This window comes from Thalassotalea agarivorans (assembly GCF_030295955.1).
GTDB classification, from domain to species: domain Bacteria; phylum Pseudomonadota; class Gammaproteobacteria; order Enterobacterales; family Alteromonadaceae; genus Thalassotalea_D; species Thalassotalea_D agarivorans.
Genome location: NZ_AP027363.1, coordinates 217335 through 240439 on the forward strand (window position 1 = coordinate 217335; position 23105 = coordinate 240439).

Sequence of the window (23105 nt, forward strand, 5' to 3'; positions counted from 1 at the left end):
GCACCCCTTAAAAATAAATGGTGTTTGATTATGAAAACATTCCAAAATAAAAAATTATTAGCAGCACTTGCAATGTCATCTACGCTAGTAGCTTGTGGTTCTGACTCGGATTCATCGGGTGAAGAAGCAATGAATAATGCACCAGTGCATGGCGGCAACATTGTGCGCACATTCCACGAGAAAGATGCGTTCGAGATGCTTTATTTATTAGGTACACCTGAAGGTAAAGAATCGGGTGAAGGTATCGCTTACGATCCAGACGGTGATTTAATGTCTGTACGCAAATTTGAAGCAGATACAGATGACCTAACTGGGTTCGATGTGCAAGGTACACGCATTGGTGTGCGTCCTGCAGAAATCGCTCCATTCTTAGATAGCGGTGAGTCCAAAACAGTTACTTTCAGCTATAAAATTAATGATGGTAAGTCAACGACAGCACGTAAAATGACGGTGACTATCACTGGTGAAGATGCTGCTCCTGAGTTTAGTGATTTAGAAGTTACATTCACTAAGTTCGATGGCCTTGTTGATATTGACCTTCTTGAAGGCGTTGTTGATGCTGATGGTGAGCCGTTAACGATCAGCGACTTCGCAGCAGACCCTTCAAACACGGTTGATGCGCATACATTATTAGAAAACATTAAATCATTAGATATTGATAGTTTTTCTGATTTAGTTGCAATCGGCGAAGAGCTAGTGCTGAAGTACTCGTACAAAGTGAACGATCACAATAATAGCTTAGTGCGTAACCTTACTGTAAAAATTCGCGGTGTACGTAAAGAGCCGTTACCGCCAGAAATCGTAAGTACATATGCGGGTACTTTTACTACTAATGACAATGTTGAAGTAGTGGACCTAGCACATTCAGACTACACAGTTGAATGGAATGGCGACCCAGTTTTAGTTGATGTTGCTTCTATTACGCCAACCAATGGTGGCCCAGCACTGAAATTCAACAAATCTATGGGCAGCGTACTAGTTGTCGACCCAGTTGATTTTGGTCGTTACATCGAAAATGTCGGTGATACAGAAACTTTTGAGTATGCATTTAAAATTACGGATGGTACTGAAGGTGACACCGCAGGTCATGTAGTTGATACAAGCTTTAGCGTTACTGTAACCAAAGAAGCTCCAGCAAACTTAATTCTTAACGGTAGTTTTGAAGATGGCTTAAACGACTGGACAGCTGACGGTAGCATGGTAAGCGTTGCAGACTCTGCGACAGCATGGGATGGCGCTAAAGAGCTATCGGCATCTGGTTGGAGTGAGCTAGTATCTTCATCTTTTGAAGTAACTGCTGGCGGTGCATATCACGTATCATACGCAGAACAAATGGGTGACTGGGGTCGCTACAACTTGCACATTGCAAATGGCGCTGACAACTTAATCACTCGTAGTTTCGGCTTGCACCCTACGTTTGCCGGTCCTTGGGTAGACTATGCAATTAGATCGCTTTCTTTTGAAATGCCAATTGATGCTGCAGCATCTACGCGTGAAGTGAAGATCGAAACTGCATTGAACAAAGTTGATGACGTTCAAGTGACTCGTTATTCAACTGATAATTCACATAACCTGTTATGGGTGAATGCAGGCAGTGCATCAGTAGATTTCGAAGATGGTACTCAAGCAGCTTGGGGTGGCGACAACATCGCAATGTCAGCTATACCAGATGAAGTTGTATCAGGTGACCACAGTTTGGTTATTTCTGGTCCAGCATGGGTCGCGTTGCCAGCAGGTACAGTGCAAGATGCTAAGAAATACCTACTTAAACTTGAAATCAAACAGTTAGAGTTCAACCAATCATTCGGTAACATTGTTCAATTTCAAATTCGTGACGCTTCTGACTGGACTGCATTCTATGCTAATCCATTAGAGCATCCTCGTTCGATTGACTTACTTGCTACGCCGATTGGTGAAGTAACGACATTCCAACAAGTGATTGATCCTTCAAGAGTAGGTCAATTATCTGGCTGGGATACTCGCAACATTGTTATTGAAATTAACCCAACGATTTGGGGAGCTCCTGGTAAGGTAGCTATCGATAACATCCAACTGATTGAACTAGATTAATTCTCTCCCGTGTAAAAAGGCCCTATGCATGTCATAGGGCTTTTTTTTCTCTAACGAGAGATTTAGTATCTATTTATGCAAAAAAGAATTAATCATGTCGTTATCCTTGGTGGTGGCAGCGCCGGTTGGTTAACCGCTGGAATACTTGCGGCTGAACATCAAGCGAAAATAAAGCTCGGTGAATTATCTATCTCATTGATAGAGTCTCCCAACATTCCTACTGTCGGTGTTGGTGAAGGCACATGGCCGACCATGCCACAAACCCTCAAAAAAATTGGCATTAGTGAACTCACGTTTTTATCTACTTGTCATGCAACCTTCAAGCAAGGTTCAAAGTTCATTAATTGGCATCACAGTAACAAAGCCTCTAGTTATACCCACCCGTTTGAAGTTGTACCGGGCGCTGTAGAAGGTGAACAAGCGAAGTTCTGGTTTAACCAAGACCGCGGCACATCTTATGCGCAAGCAACCTCATTACAGCATAGTATGATTGAAGCAGGTTTAGCCCCTAAAACCAATAGATTGGGGGAATATGACGCCTATTTTAACTATGGCTATCATCTCGACGCGGGTAAATTTGCGACCTTGCTACAACAGCATTGCACAACCAAGTTAGGGGTACAGCATGTGCTAGCTGAAGTCGCTAGTATAAAGCTCGAGGAATCTGGTGACATTTCACGTTTGGTGCTAGCAAACAATGCCGAGGTGGCGGCTGATTTGTTTGTTGATTGTTCGGGCTTTAAAGGATTGTTAATTGGTGAATGTTTAGGTGTAGGAAAGATAAGTGCTGATGATGCGCTGTTTGCTAATCGCGCGGTTACGGTCCAAGTACCTTATGCCGATGCCAACCAAAAAATTCCTTCTTGTACTTTAAGTACTGCGCAAGAGAGTGGATGGATTTGGGATATTGGCTTAACCAATAGACGCGGTGTTGGATACGTATTTTCAGATAACCACTCTAATGTAGATCAAGCCCATCAAGCGCTAGAAGCTTATTTAAAGACTGACTTTAGCTCACAGCTCGTTGTAAACGATATCAAGTTTACTTCAGGCTACCGAGAAAAGTTTTGGCATAAAAACTGTGTAGCCATTGGCTTGTCTGCTGGTTTCATCGAACCGCTCGAAGCAAGTGCACTTGTGTTAGTCGAACTGTCAGCGACATTTTTAGCAGAGCATTTAGACCAAGCAAGCCAAAACATGGGGGCTGTTGAGGCACAATTTAATCAAGTGTTTAGTTACAGATGGCAACGAGTCATTGAATTTTTAAAGCTTCATTATTTGCTCAGTGAACGTACAGAAGCATTTTGGCAGGATAATAAAGCGGCGCAAACAATCCCTGACCGTTTGCAGCATTTGCTCAACGAATGGCAAACAAGACCGCCAACGACTAGCGATTTCCCACAAGCAGGAGAAGTGTTTCAGGCAGCTAGTTACCAGTATGTTCTATATGGTAGCGGTTTTATACCTAAGATGATGCCAAAGCAACTTCCGCAATATGAACAACATATTCGCGCGCAAAAGCAAAACATTGCTCACAACAAGCAACAATTGTTGCAAGGCTTACCAAGCAATAGGGCATTAATTACGTCGTTGATACAATAGTACGCTGATGTTAGGCAGTGGCTAACAAGACGTTAAAAGTAAAAAATAACAGGAAAATTAAAATGATAAAAAAGATGTTAGTTATTTCAACTCTAATGCTGTCTTTGTTTACGTTTTCATTGGTGGCGCAGCAGTCTAACCCAACGACAGATTATTACCTTGCAGGTAAGCCACAGGGTAGCTGGGAGTTCGGTTTACAGTTTAATCAAGTAAAAATGGACAACAATACTGCCAAAACAACCAAAGGCAGCTTAAAAGCAACGCCTGCTAATCGTAACAGCGAGGGCGATGCTGTGCGTTTGGTTTGGAAACCAAGAGGTGTGAAAGATGAATGGGGAGGCGTAAACAAAAATGTTTTGACGGCTAACATTCTAAACACCTATACCGTTGCCAATCTACTACCTTATAAAGATAAAGGCGTGTTACTGTTAGAGATGAAGGTAAATAAAGCGCCACGTGAAAACGTAGAATTATCGATGGAAAGCAATTGGGACTGGCAAACTCGAAGCACATTTGCATTAAAAAATGCGTTAAAAAGAATGCCAAAAGGAGAGTGGGCTATGCTTCCTATCCCTCTGTCTTGCTTTAATAAAAGTGATTTTGATTTTGCGAAAGTAACATCTCCATTTATCTTGTATACCAGTGGCAAAATGGATATCGAAATTTCGTCTATTCGTGTCGTTCAAACGGACAACGTATTAACGTGCTAGTTACAGCTAGCTGCAGGAATACCAAGGGCAAAACCGCCAAGATCACACTATCGCGCATTTAATGTAAATATTTAATTGTTAACAATATGAGTTTGCGTTACTATCAGTTAATACGATAAGTCGCTATAAATTCACAACAGCAATTAAGCTTACAATAACCGAAGGCGACAGGATTTTGGGGAAATATATGAAACCAGTTAGCCATAGTGTTTATTACTGCGCCATGGTGGTGGCATTCGGCGCGTTTATTCTTGGCTTGGATGCCGCGCTAATCTCAGGCACCATTAAATTTGTCTCTCAAGAGTTTGCACTAACCGACATGCAGGTGGGTGCAATGGTCAGCGCGCCAGGACTAGCGGTCTTGTTTGCGCTAATGATTACCGGATACATTTGTGATCGCATTGGTCGAAAAAAGACCTTGATTGGTATTTCCTTTATCTACATCTTTTCCGCGATAGCCTCTACTTTTGCACCGAATTATGAAACTCTGATCATTGCACGTTTCATTGGTGGGCTTGCTTTTACGTCACTTTCTGTTGCCGCCATGTATATCGGCGAAATAGCGCCATCAAAGATACGTGGTAAGTTGGTAACCATTGTGCAGGTTAGTATTGTTGTTGGCTTTTCAGCAGCTTACTTTATCAACTATGGCGTATTGTTATTGTCGCAGTCTGATATGGCGTGGGTATCGGCAATTGCATTAGATACACAAACCTGGCGATGGATGTTAGGGGTTGAAATAGTACCGGCGATCGTTTGGTTTGCATTGCTGTTTACCATTCCAAAAAGCCCGCGTTGGCTAATTATGAAAGGCCAAGAAGAGGAAGCAAAAGATATTATTGCGCAGTTTGATCATGATTTGTCTCCAGAAGAGGAAGTTGCGCAAGTTAAAACAAGCTTGAAAGTCGATCCTGCGAGTAACTCTTTTTTCGCTTCCTTCAAAGCCTTATTTTCAACTAAACTGAGAAAAGCTGTTATTGTCGCGCTTACTATTGCTATTGTTCAGCAAGCGACTGGTATCAATGCAATTTTATTCTATGCGCCTACCGTCTTTGAACAAATCGGTGTCGGCACTGATGCCGCATTTCTCAATGCCGTAGTTGTTGGTGTTGTCGGTGTAGCATTCACCATTGTTGCTATCTTTCTGATTGATAAAGTCGGTCGCAGACCATTGCTTATGTCAGGGTTGATCCTGGCTAGCGTCAGCTTGTTTATCTGTCATATCGGTTTCAAACAAGCGTCTTATCAATTGTCAGCTGAGCAAATCAGTGAAATTAGCCAAAGCCATGATATTTCGGGTATTGAACATCTTGCGGATAAAACGTTTGATACTGATATCGCCTTTAAAGCAGCATTAAAACAAACTATGTCAGAGGCAGAATTAAGAGCAGCGGAAAGTGTGTTGTTGCAAAACGCGATAAGTATCGATGTCGTTGTCGTAATGACAGGTATCATGCTATTTATCGTCGCATTTCATTATTCACTAGGGCCGATTTTGTGGGTGCTATTCTCCGAAATTTTCCCAACGGGTGTGCGCGGTGTTGCCATTCCGGTTTTCGCCTTTATCAGCTCGATGGTAAGTTATTTTGTGCAACAATTTTTCCCATGGCTGTTAAACAATATTGGCGCAGCGGACGTATTTATGTTTTATGCCATTAGCGGTGTGGTTGGTTTCGTCTTCCTGTATAAATTATTGCCAGAAACCAAGCATAAAACCATTGAACAAATTGAAGCAGAGTTGGTGGCGAGCTAATGACAAAAAGGCTGATAGCGATTGGCGAGTGTATGCTCGAATTGCAACCTAAAGATGAGGCACTCTTGTCAGTTGCTTATGCCGGCGACACATATAATGCGGTAGTTTACGGGAAGCGTTTATTGCCGGAGTTAGATTGTTGTTTCTTTAGTGCGGTTGGGCAAGATCAATTAAGTGACGCCATGCTGGCGCGCTGGCATAGCGAAGGTATTAGCGAGCGGTTAGTGCAACGAAAGCACGATAAAACCATCGGTATTTATGCCATATCAACGGATGAAGACGGCGAGCGCTCGTTTAGCTATTGGCGCAAAGACTCTGCTGCCACACAAATGCTTTCATCGTTTACTAGTGAGCAGTTAGCTAATCATTTGGACGAAGCAGATACACTTTTTTTCAGCGGCATTAGTTTAGGTATTCTGTCTGATGCAGACAAAGAGCTATTGCTAGATGCATTAGCAATACTCGACAAAAGAGGAAAATGTATCGCTTTCGACCCTAACTACCGTCCTGCTATGTGGCGAGATGTCGCGCATACGCAAGACTTCATCGAAAAAGCTTATAAAGTAGCGTCGATTGCTCTACCAGGCGTGGACGAACACACACTGATTTTTGGCCATCAAACAAAACAAGCGGTAGTCGATTATTGCGCCGCGCTTGGTTGCAATGAAATAGTCGTTAAAGATGGTGATAATGGTACATGGGTGAGCAGTGCCAATGGCGAGGTTCATGTACCCTTTAATCCAGCGCCAGTGCAAGTTGATACAACTGCCGCGGGCGATTCATTTGCGGGTACCTATTTAGCGGCCCGCACTGGAAACCAAACAATTGAACAAGCGCTTTCGCAAGCATGTTTTGTTGCTAGAGAAGTGGTGCAAGTGAAAGGTGCCATTATGCCTGCGCAAGAGTATCAATCGCGCGTTAGTGCAAATATTGAGTAATTATTGGATTTATTATGTCAGAGAAAAAGCTCAGTTTAGCGAGCAAAAGAGCCATCGAGCGAGGCTACGACGAGAAAGGCCCAGAGTGGTTAACCGAATTCGATATAACGCCTTTGAAAGGTGATTTTGCTTTTGAAGAGGGTGTGATAAGACGCGACCCAACGTCAGTCATTAAAGTGGATGGTTTGTACCATTGTTGGTATACCAAAGGTAGCGGTGAAACAGTTGGCTTTGGTGGAAACCCAGAAGATAAAGTATTTCCTTGGGATTTAACTGAAGTTTGGCATGCAACTTCTGAAGATGCTGAAACTTGGACAGAGCAAAGCGTAGCTATTTCACGCGGTGAGCCGGGCAGCTTTGACGACCGAGCAGTGTTTACACCGGAGATATTGGCACATAACGGTAAATACTATTTGGTCTATCAAACGGTGCAATACCCTTATACAAATCGTCAATATGAAGAAATAGCGCTTGCAACCGCCGACACGCCGTTTGGGCCATGGGAAAAATCCAAAGCACCGATTTTAAGCCCATCGAAAGATGGTCAGTGGAAAGGGGATGAAGACAATCGCTTTCATGTTTATGAAAAAGGTAGCTTTGATAGCCATAAAGTTCATGACCCTTGTTTGCTTGTATTTAACGACAAGTTTTATCTTTACTACAAAGGTGAAACGATGGGCGAAAGTATGAATTTCGGTGGTCGAGAAATAAAGCATGGTGTTGCCATTGCAGACAACATCGAAGGTCCTTATGTTAAATCTGAGTACAACCCTATTTCAAACAGTGGCCACGAGGTGGTTGTTTGGAATTATCAAGGTGGCGTGGCTACGCTGCTTACCACCGATGGCCCAGAAAAAAATACCATTCAGTTTGCCCCCGACGGTATAAATTTTGACATTAAAGCGCATGTTAAAGGCGGGCCAGAAGCAATGGGCTTGTATCGACCAGAGCAAGAGCTGCCTGAGCCAGGCTTAAGCTGGGGCTTATGTCACAAGTACGATCCTAGCTGGAATTGGAATTACATCTGTAAGTTTACCCCACGTAAACAAGTGTTGGACGCAGGTACATTCCAAAATACAGCGTAATTTATGTATTACCGTTTCAACATATTTACAGCGCTAATTACCAAGCTGCTGTTTAATGTTTGAAGCGGTTAGTTGCAGTTCTTCAAGCAGCGCAGTTTGTTCGATAGTTTTACCGGTAACATGCTTTAAACAAGGTATTGTTAGCGCTGCGATGATCTTTCCTTCAATTTCTCCAACGATACAACTAATGTCGAAGATACCATCGACTAATGTGTTGTCTGCCATGATAAAGCCATTGTCTGCGATCGTTGCCAAGGTTTGGTGCAATTCAGTCTTAGCCTTTTCTTTTAGTAACTGATAAGGTTTGTCGCGCTCAAGTATCATGGCTTTAACTTGTTCGTTACTGTGTGCTAATAGCACCAGGCCAGCGCTACTTTGCGACGCAGAAAACAAACTACCTTCATTAACACTTAATGCGACAGGACTGTAACTATTGGCACTTATTAGCACCATAGTTTGGCTTTGATAAAGAATGCTTAAATAGCAAGAAACACCAAGCTTTACGGCAAGGTCTTCCATTTGTGGTAATGCCACTTGCCTTATCTGCGCTATCGGTGACACACTGTGCGAAAGGTTGTACAACTTCAGCGACAATTTATAGCGACTATTTTTTTCATCTCTTATTAAATAACCTCTCGTTTCCAAATTGACGAGGATTCTATAAATTTCATTTGGACTCCTTGCCAACCCTTGTGCAATTTCAGCTTGCGTTAAGCCTTTTGTTTGAATAGCTAAAAATTCTATAATTTCCAATGCTTTATCAAGGGCTGGTACAGCATACTTTATCGGTTTTTCTAATAGCTCTCTCATCGTTTCTATTGATCTGATTACCTTAAATATCATTTATATATAAATATATCATTTAAATTTGAATGATTAAATTCTGTTTATTAGAGTGAAGAAAAATCACATTGAGTAACGAACATGAAAAAACTACTAACAGATGAACAAGTCAATGCGTTCCACAGAGATGGCTATGTAATAGCGAGAGGTTTCTATAGCCCTGAAGAAATTGCTCGTCTTCAGGACAAAGCATTTAATGACCCTAATTTGTATGCCAATGCTTGGGACAAAAAAGATGCCAGTGGCACAGTAAGCAAAGTCAGTTTGTGGCAAGATTTAGGTGATGACCTTTACAGTATGTTCTCTAGAGGACGGCGCTTAGCCGATTCTGTTGAAAAGCTGCTTGGTGAAGAGGTCTTTCATACAACCACTAAGATCATGATGAAAGAGCCACGTGTTGGCGGCGCATGGGAATGGCATCAAGATTACGGCTATTGGGCTACGGACAATTATCATTTATATCCTAAATTGGTTAGTTGTATGATCGCAATAAATCAAGCGACGGTAGAAAATGGCTGCTTGGAAGTACTCAAAGGGTCACATCATATTGGTCGTATTAATCACAATGCAACGGGTGATCAAAAAGGCGCAGATATGCAATTTGTTAATGAAGCGCTTAAGCATCATGAATTGGTTAAAGTAGAACTTGAGCCCGGTGACACTTTGTTTTTTCATTGTAATTTATTGCACAAATCTAATCAGAATAAATCAGACGCTCCTAGGTGGGCCATGATTCCCGCTTATTGCGCCCATAGCGCCAAGCCTTTTAAGGAAAACTCGCTAATCTACCGACCGTTGGAGAAAGTAGACGACGACGCCATATTAGCTTGGCAACCCTAATTGCTCTTAAGGTTTGTTAAATTGATATTGGCGATGACATATATTTAATATTTTTAACGTTTAATTGTGTATTTTTGTGATATTTAACGCAATATTATGTTGTTTACATTGAGTATTGAAGATAGCAAAGAGACTTCGTTATGAGCAAAAGCGCGCTACCCGACCCATTTCAGGACGCTCGAAATACTAAAGGTTTTGGCACGGTAAATGATCAAGATGACCCAGTAACTATGGTGCTGGGTTTAAAAGATGTACGTAAGTGCGCCCATAACTGGAAAACGTTTCAAAGTGGCGGAGAAGAAGTCGGTCGAATTGTTGTGCCTTCAGAACAAGCTATTCGTGATACTCGCCAAATACCCTTTGAAGTAGATCCTCCTCAGCACGGAGACTACAGAGCGCTCGTTGAACCTTGGTTTAAACGACCGTTAGAAGACGAATATAAAGCGCGCCTTGCCACGATTATCGATGAATTGTTAGATGAAGTACTTGCTATGGATAGCGTTGAAGTCGTCGAAGAGTTCTCATTAAAATTACAGTCTCGTGCGCTAACCTTGCTGTTGAACATTCCTTATCAAGAAGCTGAAGTTTGGATTGGTTGGGGCACTCATGTGTTTAGAAGTGACGATACTGCGCTTGATGCAGGAAAAGCGAACATCTTATACGACTATATCGATCAGCAGATTGAAAAGGCGTCCAATCAGCCGGGTGATGATCTATATTCAGTACTATTGGCGAGTGAAATCAACGGTAAAAAATTAACCAAGGAAGAGGTTAAAGGCGTGATGATTTTAACGTTTGCTGGTGGTCGCGATACGGTAATAAATGCGGTAACCAATACTATCGCTTATTTTGCCGAGCACCCTCAGTCACTGGCAAGAATAAAAGCAGAACCAGAAATTACAGGCAAGGCGGTTGAAGAGCTTGTCAGGTATTTTTCTCCACTAACACATATGGGCAGAGTAGTTACTGAGGATACGCAGGTTTGCGAACATGCTCAAAAAGCCCAATCTCGTATCTCATTATGCTGGGCCTCAGCAAACCGAGATGAACGTGTTTTTGAGAATGCTAATGAAGTAGTTATTGATAGAAAGATCAATCCACATGTAGCGTTTGGCTTTGCTACCCACAATTGTTTGGGCGCGACGCATGCTAGGCAAATCCTTCATATTTTGCTTACTGCGTTAGCGGACAAAGTGACTGCAATTGAAATACTCGACCATACCGACAATATTGAAGACTGGGATGAGTTCAAGCGCAAAGTTGGCTTTGACGCGTTAACAGTAAAATTTAACTAATAAAAGAGAAACAACATGGCGAAAATTACATTTATTACCACTGACAATGAACACATTGTCGTTGAAGGCGAGTCTGGTTCAGCAATGGAGCTGGCCGTACAAAACGGTGTGCAAGGGATTGACGGCGATTGTGGTGGCGTTTGTTCATGTGCTACCTGCCATGTTCATGTTGCAGAAGGGGATGTTGCGAAAGTTGGCCCTGCAAGTGAAATCGAGCAAGATATGCTAGAACTTGATGACAACGTAACTGAGCGCAGTCGACTGTGTTGTCAAATCGATGTATCTGACGAGCTTGATGGCATCGTTTTACACGTAGCAGGTTAATTTCAGATGGCAGCTGTTGAGCAAGTGTGCGTTATCATTGGTGCCAGCCATGCCGGCGTAAATCTAGCGTTTTCCCTCAGAAGAGAGGGGTGGCAGGGTAGCATAGTACTGATAGACTCTGACCCTTATCTGCCGTATCACCGACCACCGTTATCAAAAGCGTTCTTAACTAAAGATGATGGCATTGAAAAGAATATGCTCAAACCATCAAGCAGTTATGAAAAAGAAAATATTACCTTAACATTGGGTGTGACAGTTGTTGCTGTCGATGGCGAGCAGCAACAGTTAACTTTGTCTGATGGTAGCAAGTTGCACTTCGACAAACTCGTTTTAGCGACTGGGGCTCGCGCCTTCATTCCTCCCATTGAAGGATTACATGACGCAAACAACATGTTTGCTTTGCGCAGTGCTTCTGATGTTATGGGCATTAAATCAAGCTTCAAAGCAGGTGCTAAACGTGTGGTGGTTATCGGCGGCGGATACATTGGTTTAGAAACGGCTGCATCACTTAAAAAGATGGGCGCACAGGTAACTGTGTTAGAACGTGAGGAGCGTGCTTTAGCGCGAGTGACTTCTTCGCAAATGTCAGCGTTTTTCACCCAATTACATCAAAAACATGATGTTGATGTCTTGACAGAAAAAGACGTGATTAAGGTTGCCACTTCAGGTGGCGTCAATACCATTGTGTGCGCTGATGGCAGTGAATACATTGCAGATATGATTATTGTGGGTGTTGGCATTCGAGTTAACACTGAACTTGCTGAGCAGCTAAACCTAACTATTGAAAACGGCATTAAAGTGAATAGTCGCTGCCAAACATCAAATCCAGATGTTTATGCAATTGGCGATAATAGTTTTCATTTTAATCCCATTTACCAGCGATATATTCGCTTAGAGTCTGTGCAAAATGCAGTGGACCAAGCAAAAGTAGCAGCTGCGGCCATTGCTGGAAAAGACGTTGAATATGATGCTTTGCCATGGTTTTGGTCAGATCAGTATGATGTGAAATTACAAATGGTTGGGCTCTCTCAAGGTTACAATAACATTGTGCTAAGAGAAGAAAGTGAGGAAACTGCCAAGTTTTCAACATGGTATTTTAAAGACGACACCTTATTAGCGGTCGACGCTGTTAATAACGGTAAGGCTTATGTTTTCGCAACCAAACTAATGAAGCAGAAATTACCTGTTGATAAAGTTAAATTGGCGGATAGCACCGTCGATTGGAAAGCGTTGCTTTAACTAACACATTATTCAATTAAAAAAGCCCGCATATTTGCGGGCTTTTTTATTATACGTCGTACGTGGTTGACGCGGTATCTCCGCCTCGACCTGTCCAATTGGTATGGAAAAACTCACCCCGTGCTTTGTCTTTTCGCTCATAGGTATGAGCGCCAAAGTAGTCGCGTTGAGCTTGCAGTAAGTTAGCCGGTAGGTTTTCTGTGCGATAACCATCAAAATAACTTAATGCCGAAGATAGACATGGCGCCGAGATACCACTTAGCGCTGCTGCCGCCACAACTTTACGCCAGCCTGCTTGCGCAGCTTCAACCGTTTTGTTGAAGTAGTCATCCATCAGCAAGTTCTTGATTTCAGGATTGTTGTCATAGGCAGATTTTATGTCATCTAAAAATACGCTGCGAATAATGCAGCCACCACGCCACATAAGCGCAATTGCGCCATAATTTAAGTCCCAATCATAATCTTCGGAAGCTTGTTTCATCAACGCAAAGCCTTGTGCATAAGACACCATTTTTGATGCTAGCAACGCATCTTTAAGTGCTGCGATAAACTCAGCTTTGTCGCCGTTGAACACGGTTGTAACGCCATTAATTTTGCTTGAAGCTTCAACACGCTCTTCTTTAATTGCTGATAAACAGCGAGCAAATACCGCTTCGCCAATAAGTGTTAGCGGGGTACCTAAATGTAACGCTGTAACACCTGTCCACTTACCTGTACCTTTTTGACCAGCCGTATCTAAAATCTTTTCAACCAGTGGTTGGCCGTCTTCTTTATAGGCCAAAATATCAGCGGTAATCTCGATTAAGTAACTACCTAGTTCAGTTTGATTCCAATCGGCAAAGACTTGCTGCATTTCATCGGTCGACATGCCTAGCATATCGCGCATCAATAAATATGCTTCGCAAATCAGCTGCATATCGCCGTATTCAATACCGTTGTGTACCATTTTTACGAAATGACCAGCACCGCCTTTACCTACCCAGTCACAGCAAGGTACATCACCATTTACTTTGGCTGAAATGCCTTGAAAAATTGGTTTAATTGCAGGCCATGCGTCTGGGCTACCACCTGGCATGATAGATGGGCCAAGTAAGGCACCTTCTTCACCACCCGATACACCGCTCCCTACATACAACAATCCTTTTTCAGATAAATACTGCGTACGTCTATCTGAATCTTCAAACTGCGAATTGCCACCATCAATTATGATGTCACCTTTGTCTAGCAAAGGAATAAGTTGCTCTATTGTTGCATCAACCGCTTGACCCGCTTTTACCATCAACATAACTTTGCGAGGAGAAGCGAGTGAATTGACAAACTCTTCTAATGAAAAGCAGCCCTTGATGGTTTTGTCCTTGGCTCGAGAGCTAACAAATCGCTCTACTTTTTCTGTCGAACGGTTAAATGCGCTAACCGTAAATCCTTTGCTAGCCATATTTAAGATGAGGTTTTCTCCCATCACGGCTAAACCAATTACACCAATATCTGATTTATCTTTCATTGTGGTTCACTTCGTTGTTTTTATGTCTTGGCAGCTTGTCAGCGAATAAAGCTGCTTGTATATGCCTAAAGGCGATCGATGGATTAATTTTAGCCAGTATTACGCTGCAAAGCGAATGTAAATGGCAAAATTTTCAATGATTTGGTGTAAAGATTTATAACTTTTTGCGCTTTGGTATAAACGCGGTGAAGATGGGGGATTTAAAGGGGCGCAATTTAGCGAATAAAGCAAACTAAATTGCGCTACTGGGGATTGATTTACCTAAGCGCTATAGGTTTTGCTACACGTGAATTAAGTAGTTCTAGTTGCCACGGATGTAACACTTTTTTTCCCTGAATGCAGGCTTCTACAAAAGATGCCTGAAGGCTTAACACTTTCGCAATTGATGCACTACATAATCGATTGCGTTTAAGAATTAGTTTTAGTTGACGGGTTGTTTTTTTCAATCTATCACCTCTCTTGTTGTGCAATGTGGAAGTTTAGATATTAGATTACAAAACAAGTTCCAAGAGATCATGCGAAAAATTGTAACAACAGAGCAAGTAACTGAATACTAAAGTGTTATAAATTATTCTTTGCGTGTCGCTGTTTCAGAATAAAATCTTAGGCGTGGCCCACCCTGCAGGAGTCGAACCTGCGGCCTCGCCCTCCGGAGGGGCGCGCTCTATCCAGCTGAGCTAAGGGTGGTCAGTGATTCCGCGCCATACTAACGAGTCCGCCTATCATTGTCTAGAGGCACAAGGCAAAATTGCACAACTGAGCCTGCTAGTTACAAGCACAGATATAAATAATAACCATAACTTAGAAACAACAGCGCAGACCAATAACGATTCAGTTTATTGCGTTTGTTGAACCAAAATACACAGCAAAGCACCAGCGACAAAATCAAGTAGAAAAGTACGACCTTATTAAGCGCTAGATCAAACGGTATTGGCGAAATAATGGCGGTTAAACCCAATGTTAAAAACACATTGAACATGTTTGACCCGATAATGTTGCCAATAATCATGTCGGTGTTTTTCTTTCGTAGGGCAGATATACATGCAATCAGCTCAGGCAATGAAGTACCTGGACCAATAATCAATAAACCTACCGTTTTGTCGGATAGCCCCATATCTAAGGCAATGTTTTTTGCGCTTTCAACAATAAGTTCACCGCCAACAACCAAGCCAATTAAACCTAATACGATAAAAATTATGATTTTAAATAGACTCAACGATTCAGGTGTTTCAATCGCTTTGTGGTGTTTGTGATGCAATTGCTGCTTATGAGGCGATTTGTTAAATACCTCAAACAAGGTGTAATACATATAAATAGCGAAAAAACAAAGCAAAATAATACCGTGACTTGGCATCAACTGATGAAATTGTATGCCATCCAAATAAAGCTGGTTACCGCAAACTGCTATCGCGATTACAGCGATTAGGTGCATAGGTACATCTTTTACTTTTGAATCTTTCGCGATAGCAATAGGGCTGATCAAACTTATAAGACCCAAACTAATACATAGGTTAAATAAGTTACTACCTAAAATATTACCAATGGCTAAACCTGTCTCTTGTTTGAGCGCTGCACTAATATTGACCGAAAATTCAGGCAGCGAGCTACCAAAGCCGATTACAACGGCGCCTATGATATAGGCGGGAATGTTAAAGCGTTGCCCAAGCGCGATACTGCCCTTGATCAAATAGTCAGAGGAGAACACAGCAAGTAAGATTGAAAATGCCAGCAACATCTCGTACATCACGTTTCCTTTCTTTATTCTTGGTATAAGGCTTTGATAGCATTATAGATTGATAAAAATTCCATCGCCAAATGCGAAAAACGACAATTGTAAGTTAGCTTTACCCTGTTTCTAACGCAAATATAGGACAAATGAGCCTATTGCGTGCATAAAAGGTGTACATTATTTAGTCAGGGTAATAAAGTAACAGTAGCCTAGTTGAACATTGCAGTACAAACAACGAGTTAGGTTCATTTTTAAAATAATAATGTGAAGGTGTTTGCTGTTAAATGGAAGTTATTGGCCTTTTTGGTTATGGCGTTGCGGCGTTTGGTTTTTTTATTTTAAGTATTTTAATTTTATCGGCAAGAAGTCAGGTATTGCAGGTAAGGTTAATGCTTTATGCCGCGCTGTGCGCAACACTTGGCTTTGCGTCTGCCGCTTTTCAATCTAATCAATTACTCCCCTTGCCCGTTGCCATCATGGTAGATACGCTCCGTATTATTAGTTGGAGTCTACTGCTATACGCGTTTAGCATGGAATGCCATTCACTTCGTCAGTTATTGCGCGCTAAACGCACGATTACTTACTTAGCCTTATCCTTTGGCGGCTTCTTCTTCATAGTGGCCGGCGTTGCTTTCGATCAACTGCACAATACTTATTTTTATCTACTCTACGTTGGTTTAAATCTTTGGTTGTTGGTACTTCTAGAGCAACTCTTTAGAAACTCGGATGGCGCTAGTCGCTGGTCACTCTGGCCGTTAATTATTGGCCTTGGTGCCTTGACTGTTTTTGATTTTGTTATGTATGCACAGGCGTCGATGGTGAGTAGTGTCGATTTTGCGTTTTGGTATGCACGCGGATTAATCGCGATAGCGTCATTGCCACTTTTACTGATTAGCTTGCGTCGTGTTAAGCGCGGTGAAATCAGAATCTTTGTGTCCCGTCAGGTTGTCTTTTACAGTTCAATGCTGCTGATCGCTGGGCTTTACCTGTTGCTCATGGCTTTTTCGGGTTACCTGATCAATTACTTTGGTGGAGAATGGGGCGATTTAATTAGCATCTCATTCTTGGCATTGGGCGCCATGGTATTGGCTGTTTTACTTGTCACAGAGTCGTTTCGAAGACGTATAAAGGTGCTTATCGCTAAGCACTTTTTTGCGAACAAATACGAGTATCGAGAAGAGTGGTTAGCACTTATTGCCGAACTCGAAAAGGCGACGGGACAATCTTACTACCAAGTTGCCACTGATTTTATTAAGCAAAAACTAAACCTAAGTGGTGGCTGCTTGCTACTGGTAAGTGGCAACGAGTACAAAGTGGTTTATAGCAGTAATTTAAACTGTGAAGCGACTCTCGTTGATAATTTTGAGGCAATAGGGCGCTTTTGTCAGCAAACACATTGGCTAGTAGATATTGACGAATATGAAATCAATCCCAGCCATTACCAACAACTGAGCATAGATGTAGACCTAATGAAGCTTCATAGCGTAAAGGCTGTGTTACCGATTTTTTCAGAGTCTACCATGATAGGTTTATTTGTTGCTTCAGGAAAAGAAAGCAGAGAAGTATTAAATTGGGAAGATAGAGACTTTCTTAATGCAGTGACAAAACAACTAGGGCAGTTTATTTCGCTTAACCTGGCCAACGAGCAATTAGCTCAGGGCAAGCAGTTTGAAGCCTTTAACCAAATGTCTGCGTTTTTAGTGCATGATTTGAAAAACATCCAAGCGCAATTGTCGTTGATTTCGGCCAACAAAGAGAAACATGGCACCAACCCTGAGTTTATTGAAGATGTATTCGACACAATAGACGCTGCATCGCTTAGGTTAGGTAAGGTGCTAGGGCAGCTTCGTAATCGCCGCCAACACAATGCGGGCGCTAAGTGGGTAGACGTGTCGGCGATACTTAGCAAGGTTGCCGCTCGGCGCAGCGTTAATAAGCCAGAAATCATATACAGCGCAACTGCTTCAATAGGTATGGAGCTTGATGAAGAGCAATTTGATGCCGTGATTAATCACTTGGTACAAAATGCGCAGGAAGCAAGTAGCGAAAACGATAAAGTCTATCTAGAGTTAAAAGTAGATAATAAAAAAGTACAGATTCAAATTAAAGACTCAGGCACTGGAATGTCCCAGCAATTTATAGATACGCGGCTATTTAAACCCTTCGACACGACTAAGGGGAATGCAGGCATGGGCATTGGTGTTTTTGAGGCGAAACAATTTGTTGAAAGTCTAAATGGGAAGATTCACGTAGATAGCCAAGAAGGTGTAGGTACAACATTTACTGTGATCTTTGAACAACTTGAGGTGAAGGAAGCCTAATGGAAACGTTATTAATCGTGGACGATGACAAGGGTATTCAGAAGCAACTTAAATGGAGTTTTGCTGACTACAAAGTGGTTCTTGCAGATGATCGCAATAGCGCTATTGCGGCGGTGCGGCGTCATGAGCCTGCTGTCGTTACTTTAGATTTGGGATTACCACCTGATGAGGCAAACGCCTCAGAAGGACTGCTGGCGCTCGAAGAAATTTTGAGAATATCGCCAAGCACAAAGGTGATTGTGGTAACCGGTTCAGACGACAAAACCCATGCCCTGCAAGCCATTGCAAAAGGGGCCTATGATTTTTATCAAAAACCGATTGATTCTGACGTTATCAATGTCATTGTCTCACGCGCATTTACATTGGCGCAACTAGAGCGAGAGAATCAGCGATTGGTCGATATTGCCGGTTTAGATAGCGGAATTATTGGCTCGAGTGAAACAATTGATAACTTGCGAAGCATGATTGAACGCATCGCTCCAACTGAGATTACGGCGTTGTTGTTGGGAGAAAGCGGTACAGGGAAAGAAGTAGCTGCTAACGCGATTCACAAGTTGAGTGACCGCAAGAACAAACCATTTATCGCGATAAACTGTGCATCGATTCCCGATACTTTGCTAGAGAGTGAGTTGTTTGGCTTTGAAAAAGGCGCGTTTACCGGCGCACATAAAACCACAAAGGGAAAAATTGAGTGCGCTGAGGGTGGCACCTTATTTCTCGATGAAATTGGCGATATGCCGTTTAATTTGCAAGCTAAATTGTTACGCTTTTTGCAGGAAAAGAAAATAGAACGTCTCGGTGGTAGGCAAGAAATTCAAGTTGATGTTCGTGTTGTTTGTGCAACCAATCAAGACTTATCAAGCATGGTTGCTGAAAAAACCTTTAGGGAGGACTTGTATTATCGTGTCAGCGAAATTCCGATCATGATACCGCCATTAAGAGATCGCGGTGAGGATGTTGTAATTCTCGCTCAATATTTTTTAACGCGTTACTCTCAACAGTACAAGAGTCAAGCGAAGTCGTTTTCACAGGAAGCAAAGTCGGCGTTAAAACAATATAAATGGCCAGGTAACATCAGGGAACTGCAGAATAAAGTTAAAAGTAGCGTTGTGCTTGCTACCACAAGCCAAGTTTCTCCGATTGATCTCGGGCTATTGTATCGTGTAGATGACAGCATAGAAGAAATGCCATTGAACTTACGTGAAGTGCGTGAAAAAGCTGAAAGCAGTGCAATATACAGAGCCTATGCATTGGCACAAGGTAATATGTCGAAAACCGCGGAGCTACTGGGTATTACTCGACCAACCTTATATTCGTTGATTGAAAAATACGAGTTAGTGATTAATGAAGAGTCGGTGAATTAAATCACCGTAAACAAAATGCCGACTTAACCGTCGGCATTTTTAGCTAAATTGATATTGGCTTCTGCAAGCTCCCGATTTTTTTGTTTCAGCAATTTATCGACGTACCTAAGCGTTTGCGTCTTTTCTGCAATGGTATCGTCGAGCAAAGATTCAAGCTCTTGTAAAATTTGTGCACTACTTGCGTGATGAGCTACCGCATTGTTATCGTCAATGGTTTGATGCTGGTTTATAGAACCTGTAAGCTCTACGTCCATTTCTTGCGCCACCGTTTCCACTTGCTCAGTGTCTATAGTGGTGAGCTCTTCGAGAAAGGTAAACAACAATAATCTATCAACAAAAATATTGATTTTACGCGGCACACCGCCTGTTTTTTCATGAACAATACGCAATGCATCATCGGTAAATAGTTGTTCAAACTTGCAACCTGCATGTGCAAGACGATGATTTACATATTGTTTCACATCATCTTCTGACAAAGGTTTCAAATGGGCAGAAGCAATTATGCGTTGCCTAAATTGCTCCATGTTAGGCTTTTGAATAATGTCTTTTAATTCTTCTTGTCCAAGCAGAAAGCTTTGTAGTAATGGCTTAGCTTCTTTTTGAAAGTTTGACAGCATACGCAGTTCTTCAATGGTTTCAGCGGGCAAGTTTTGTGCTTCGTCGACAATTAAGAGCGCGCGTTTACCTTGGCTATGTAAGGTCGACAAAAAGTCTTCTATACCTTTGAGAATATCTGCTTTGTTGTCGCTCGAGAAAAAAGCGCCTAATTCAGAAGCAATCAGTTTTAACAGTGCTTCTGGTGTTAAGTTTGAGGTAACAATTTGAATAGCGACGATATTGTCGTCTTCGATATTTTGTAGCAAGCTTTTCGCAATTGTGGTCTTCCCTGTGCCAATTGGCCCTGTGATCACAATAAAGCCTTCACCTTGATCTAATCCGTATTGCAGGTAGCTGAGTGCTCGCTTGTGATGATTTGATGCAAAGAAAAACTTCGGATCAGGGCTTAACTGAAACGGTTTTTCTTTAAGGCCAAAATAACTCTGATACATTTAAAATTCCTTGTTTAGCCTAAAAAATATACGATTTTCCTGGTAAATATACAACTCGTCGGTTGAAAGTCGATTGAGGTGATTAGCGCCAATGGTAATGTTTAGTTCTTCAGCTAAGTCCTTTTCATAGGCTAATTCAGAGCGAAAATAACGGTTACTTGTCTCAGATTCTGTTTGATAAGCAAGGTATTGCAAATTAGCACTTCCCGTTAGTCTGATGCGGGTATCTTCCGACAAGTCGCGTGAAATTGACAGCGATATACTGCCATAGACGTCTTCTTGCCCGGAGGCAAGGGCTTCTCGATCATTAGCTTGTGCTGTGAGTGTAATACGTGTGCGGCGTAGCGCTAACTCTGAGGTAGCTGTTAAGCGCCTATTGAGTGAGTATTGATAGTCCACTACAGGCTCATAATTGTTTAGTTGAGTAAGGGTGTAGTTTTCTGGATTAATGGTTTCATCTTCTTGTAGGTAGCAGTCGGCAGGTTCGACTGTATCTTGCGGACACCAATAAAATCCGCTTGCTGTTACAACATAGTTATCTCGAGTGAACGCTTCAATTTGCTCTGTGTAAGAAATACTATTAGTTAAACGTTTGTTGCGGTGCCTAATCGATAAGCCATATGCTTTACCATAAAAGCGTTGTGAGTAACTGGCTTCCATTTCGGTGCGTCTTGTCGGTTGCCATGCTGTGCTGATATCCCAAAAATCATCTTGCTGTGGATCATCTGCGTTTAGTGGCGTGTTGTAACTCGCATCTATGTACCAGCGTGGTGTTACCAACCAGCGCAGACCAGCGCCCGCCGCCTGGCTTCCTAATGCCAATCCATTATTAATATTACCTTTTGAGTCTTCGTCAAAATAACGCACGAACGGCACTAAATCTATATTTGTAATTAAGCCTACTTTGGCTTCAACAACATAATATTCACCGTCTCGGTCACCATCTTGTTGGGTATTGAATGAGCCGTTAACCTGCCAAAATAACATACGCGCGCCGCTGCCATTTTGTGTGGATAGGTCGACCTGCACACGCTCGCTGTTGCCGATATCATCTTCATATTCTGTGTTTGAATAAATAGCCGATAGAGTGGTTTCTGTATGGCGATTAAAAATATCGTAGGAGGCGCCACCTGAATAAGACACGCGCTGAACTAAATCGCCACTTACTAAATCTGCCAATGCATTTCTAAACTGGTTACGAGATTGAAAGGACACGCTGGCATCACCAAATAAACGAATCCCTTGTGGCCAAAGCAAAATGCTGCCATCGACATTGCCGGTATGATAATCGTCATTTAAATCACTGTCGTGACTATAGGTGGCATAGATACTGTGAGAATTAAAGTTAAACTCAATATCCTGACTTTGATAGGTTTCTTGTAAAGTAACACCGTATTGGCCCACTAAACTTTGGGTACGATTGTAGCGCGTGAGCTCAACATTGTCGGTCCACGTTTCGTCTAACGTAACTCCCGGTGTGAATCGCCATTCTTGCCCTAAGGTGCTGCAGCTAAAAACACTAGAAATTATTATTATTATTTTTAAAAGGTATTTATTTGTAATAGCCGTACCCATAATAGCCGTATTTATCCTTGTGCGACCTTACCGATTTATTGATAACGAACCCTATAGCTAACTCTTCACTTAACTGTTCAGTAGCTTCCGTAATGTTGGCGAGTTGAGTTTTAGACTCTTCAACGACAATAATTGCTTGCCCCACGTGTTCAGATAGCACAACCGTTTCTGTGATACCAACAATAGGTGGACAATCAAAGATAACGAGTCTATCCGGATATCGCTTTGCTAGCTCTTTGGCTAACGATTTCATGCGTTCACTAGCCAATAACTCATTGGACAGGTGATGCACCTTACCCGAAGGTATGAGCTTAAAATTATCTATATTGGTGTTGTATATTACCTCACCGATATCATTTTTTTCGTGCAGCAAGTACTCCATCAACCCTTCTGTATCTGGTACACCTAATTCTCTATTGATACTTGGTCGCAACACGTCAGCGTCAACTAGTAAAACTGTTTTATCCTGCTCTAATGCGATACTTAGTGCCAAATTAATAGATACAAAGGTTTTCCCCTCATTAGGCTTACTGCTAGACACCATCACTAAGTTACTGTTGTCGAGCGTTTGCCCAATGCGACCAAAGGCATTGTTTAAAACTTTGCGTTTTATTTGTCTAAATTCTTCTTTAATGTTTTTGCGATTACCTTCGTCAATCAAGTAACCACGCTCATTCATCGATTCCGTGTCAACACACACAGTTAGATTGCCGCTGGCGGTCGCCGCTTCTTCTATCGGCTGCGTTGTTGCAACAGGTGTTGACGCTGCAGGTGCTTCTTGCTCTGTAACTTGCGGCTGCTCTGCAGTAGCTTTCGCTTGTGCCGCTTTCTGTTTCGCTAGCGCTTTTTCAATTGTACTCATGTAAA

At 42.2% G+C, this 23105-nt stretch carries 18 protein-coding genes and 1 tRNA gene; 12 read left to right on the forward strand and 7 right to left on the reverse strand.

What is annotated here, in order from left to right; translation table 11 throughout:
- Nucleotides 1-30: 30 nt before the first annotated feature.
- From QUD85_RS00970 to QUD85_RS00995, 6 genes are all read left to right on the forward strand, one after another.
- Nucleotides 31-2070, forward strand: coding sequence for a hypothetical protein (locus QUD85_RS00970; protein ID WP_093329173.1), 2040 nt, complete (start codon nt 31-33; stop codon nt 2068-2070).
- Nucleotides 2071-2145: 75 nt separating this feature from the next.
- Nucleotides 2146-3672: a tryptophan halogenase family protein gene (locus QUD85_RS00975; RefSeq protein WP_093329171.1), complete on the forward strand. Its 1527-nt coding sequence runs from the start codon at nt 2146-2148 to the stop codon at nt 3670-3672.
- Between the two features lie 62 nt (nt 3673-3734).
- Nucleotides 3735-4382, forward strand: a complete 648-nt coding sequence (locus QUD85_RS00980; protein ID WP_093329169.1) for a putative glycoside hydrolase — start codon at nt 3735-3737, stop codon at nt 4380-4382.
- Between the two features lie 175 nt (nt 4383-4557).
- Nucleotides 4558-6135 (forward strand): sugar porter family MFS transporter, encoded by a 1578-nt coding sequence (locus tag QUD85_RS00985; protein WP_281241758.1) that lies wholly within the window; start codon nt 4558-4560, stop codon nt 6133-6135.
- On the forward strand, nt 6135-7073 hold the full coding sequence (locus tag QUD85_RS00990) for a sugar kinase (protein WP_093329166.1): 939 nt from the start codon (nt 6135-6137) through the stop codon (nt 7071-7073). Before QUD85_RS00985 ends, QUD85_RS00990 begins: the two co-directional genes overlap by 1 nt.
- Nucleotides 7074-7087: 14 nt before the next feature.
- Nucleotides 7088-8158, forward strand: coding sequence for a glycoside hydrolase family 117 protein (locus tag QUD85_RS00995; RefSeq protein ID WP_093329165.1), 1071 nt, complete (start codon nt 7088-7090; stop codon nt 8156-8158).
- Between the two features lie 33 nt (nt 8159-8191).
- Here the strand turns inward: QUD85_RS00995 and QUD85_RS01000 are convergent, their stop codons facing one another.
- Nucleotides 8192-8968 carry an IclR family transcriptional regulator gene (locus tag QUD85_RS01000; protein ID WP_093329163.1) on the reverse strand — a complete coding sequence of 259 codons (777 nt, stop codon included), beginning with the start codon at nt 8966-8968 and terminating at the stop codon, nt 8192-8194.
- A 114-nt stretch (nt 8969-9082) separates the two neighbouring features.
- Between QUD85_RS01000 and QUD85_RS01005 the strand changes: the two genes are divergently transcribed.
- The 4 genes from QUD85_RS01005 (at nt 9083) to QUD85_RS01020 (ending at nt 12699) form a co-directional block, all read left to right on the forward strand.
- Nucleotides 9083-9841 (forward strand): phytanoyl-CoA dioxygenase family protein, encoded by a 759-nt coding sequence (locus tag QUD85_RS01005; RefSeq protein WP_093329162.1) that lies wholly within the window; start codon nt 9083-9085, stop codon nt 9839-9841.
- Between the two features lie 140 nt (nt 9842-9981).
- Nucleotides 9982-11136, forward strand: a complete 1155-nt coding sequence (locus QUD85_RS01010; RefSeq protein WP_093329160.1) for a cytochrome P450 — start codon at nt 9982-9984, stop codon at nt 11134-11136.
- Between the two features lie 15 nt (nt 11137-11151).
- Entirely contained in the window at nt 11152-11460 is a 309-nt protein-coding gene (locus QUD85_RS01015) for a 2Fe-2S iron-sulfur cluster-binding protein (RefSeq protein WP_093329159.1), read from the forward strand.
- Nucleotides 11461-11466: 6 nt separating this feature from the next.
- Nucleotides 11467-12699: an NAD(P)/FAD-dependent oxidoreductase gene (locus QUD85_RS01020; RefSeq protein ID WP_093329157.1), complete on the forward strand. Its 1233-nt coding sequence runs from the start codon at nt 11467-11469 to the stop codon at nt 12697-12699.
- Between the two features lie 49 nt (nt 12700-12748).
- Here QUD85_RS01020 and gnd read toward each other — a convergent pair whose 3' ends face one another.
- The 3 genes from gnd to QUD85_RS01035 form a co-directional block, all read right to left on the reverse strand.
- A complete protein-coding gene (gene gnd, locus QUD85_RS01025) occupies nt 12749-14200 on the reverse strand; it encodes a decarboxylating NADP(+)-dependent phosphogluconate dehydrogenase (protein WP_093329156.1) in 1452 nt (483 codons plus the stop codon).
- 610 nt (nt 14201-14810) lie between these two features.
- Nucleotides 14811-14887: transfer RNA gene (locus tag QUD85_RS01030), tRNA-Arg, on the reverse strand.
- 82 nt (nt 14888-14969) lie between these two features.
- Nucleotides 14970-15944, reverse strand: coding sequence for a calcium/sodium antiporter (locus QUD85_RS01035; protein ID WP_093329154.1), 975 nt, complete (start codon nt 15942-15944; stop codon nt 14970-14972).
- A gap of 269 nt (nt 15945-16213) precedes the next feature.
- Between QUD85_RS01035 and prsK the strand changes: the two genes are divergently transcribed.
- On the forward strand, nt 16214-18250 hold the full coding sequence (prsK, locus tag QUD85_RS01040; RefSeq protein ID WP_093329153.1) for an XrtA/PEP-CTERM system histidine kinase PrsK: 2037 nt from the start codon (nt 16214-16216) through the stop codon (nt 18248-18250).
- Complete coding sequence (gene prsR, locus QUD85_RS01045) at nt 18250-19614, forward strand: PEP-CTERM-box response regulator transcription factor (protein WP_093329151.1); 1365 nt, start codon at nt 18250-18252, stop codon at nt 19612-19614. Before prsK ends, prsR begins: the two co-directional genes overlap by 1 nt.
- Nucleotides 19615-19637: 23 nt before the next feature.
- Here prsR and QUD85_RS01050 read toward each other — a convergent pair whose 3' ends face one another.
- From QUD85_RS01050 to QUD85_RS01060, 3 genes are read right to left on the reverse strand one after another with little or no spacing between them, the layout of a single operon-like run.
- On the reverse strand, nt 19638-20663 hold the full coding sequence (locus tag QUD85_RS01050) for an XrtA/PEP-CTERM system-associated ATPase (RefSeq protein WP_093329150.1): 1026 nt from the start codon (nt 20661-20663) through the stop codon (nt 19638-19640).
- Nucleotides 20664-22238: a TIGR03016 family PEP-CTERM system-associated outer membrane protein gene (locus QUD85_RS01055; protein WP_093329148.1), complete on the reverse strand. Its 1575-nt coding sequence runs from the start codon at nt 22236-22238 to the stop codon at nt 20664-20666. It lies immediately after the preceding gene.
- Nucleotides 22216-23100, reverse strand: coding sequence for an XrtA-associated tyrosine autokinase (locus tag QUD85_RS01060; protein ID WP_093329147.1), 885 nt, complete (start codon nt 23098-23100; stop codon nt 22216-22218). The genes QUD85_RS01055 and QUD85_RS01060 overlap by 23 nt, the downstream gene beginning before the upstream one ends.
- Nucleotides 23101-23105 lie beyond the last annotated feature (5 nt).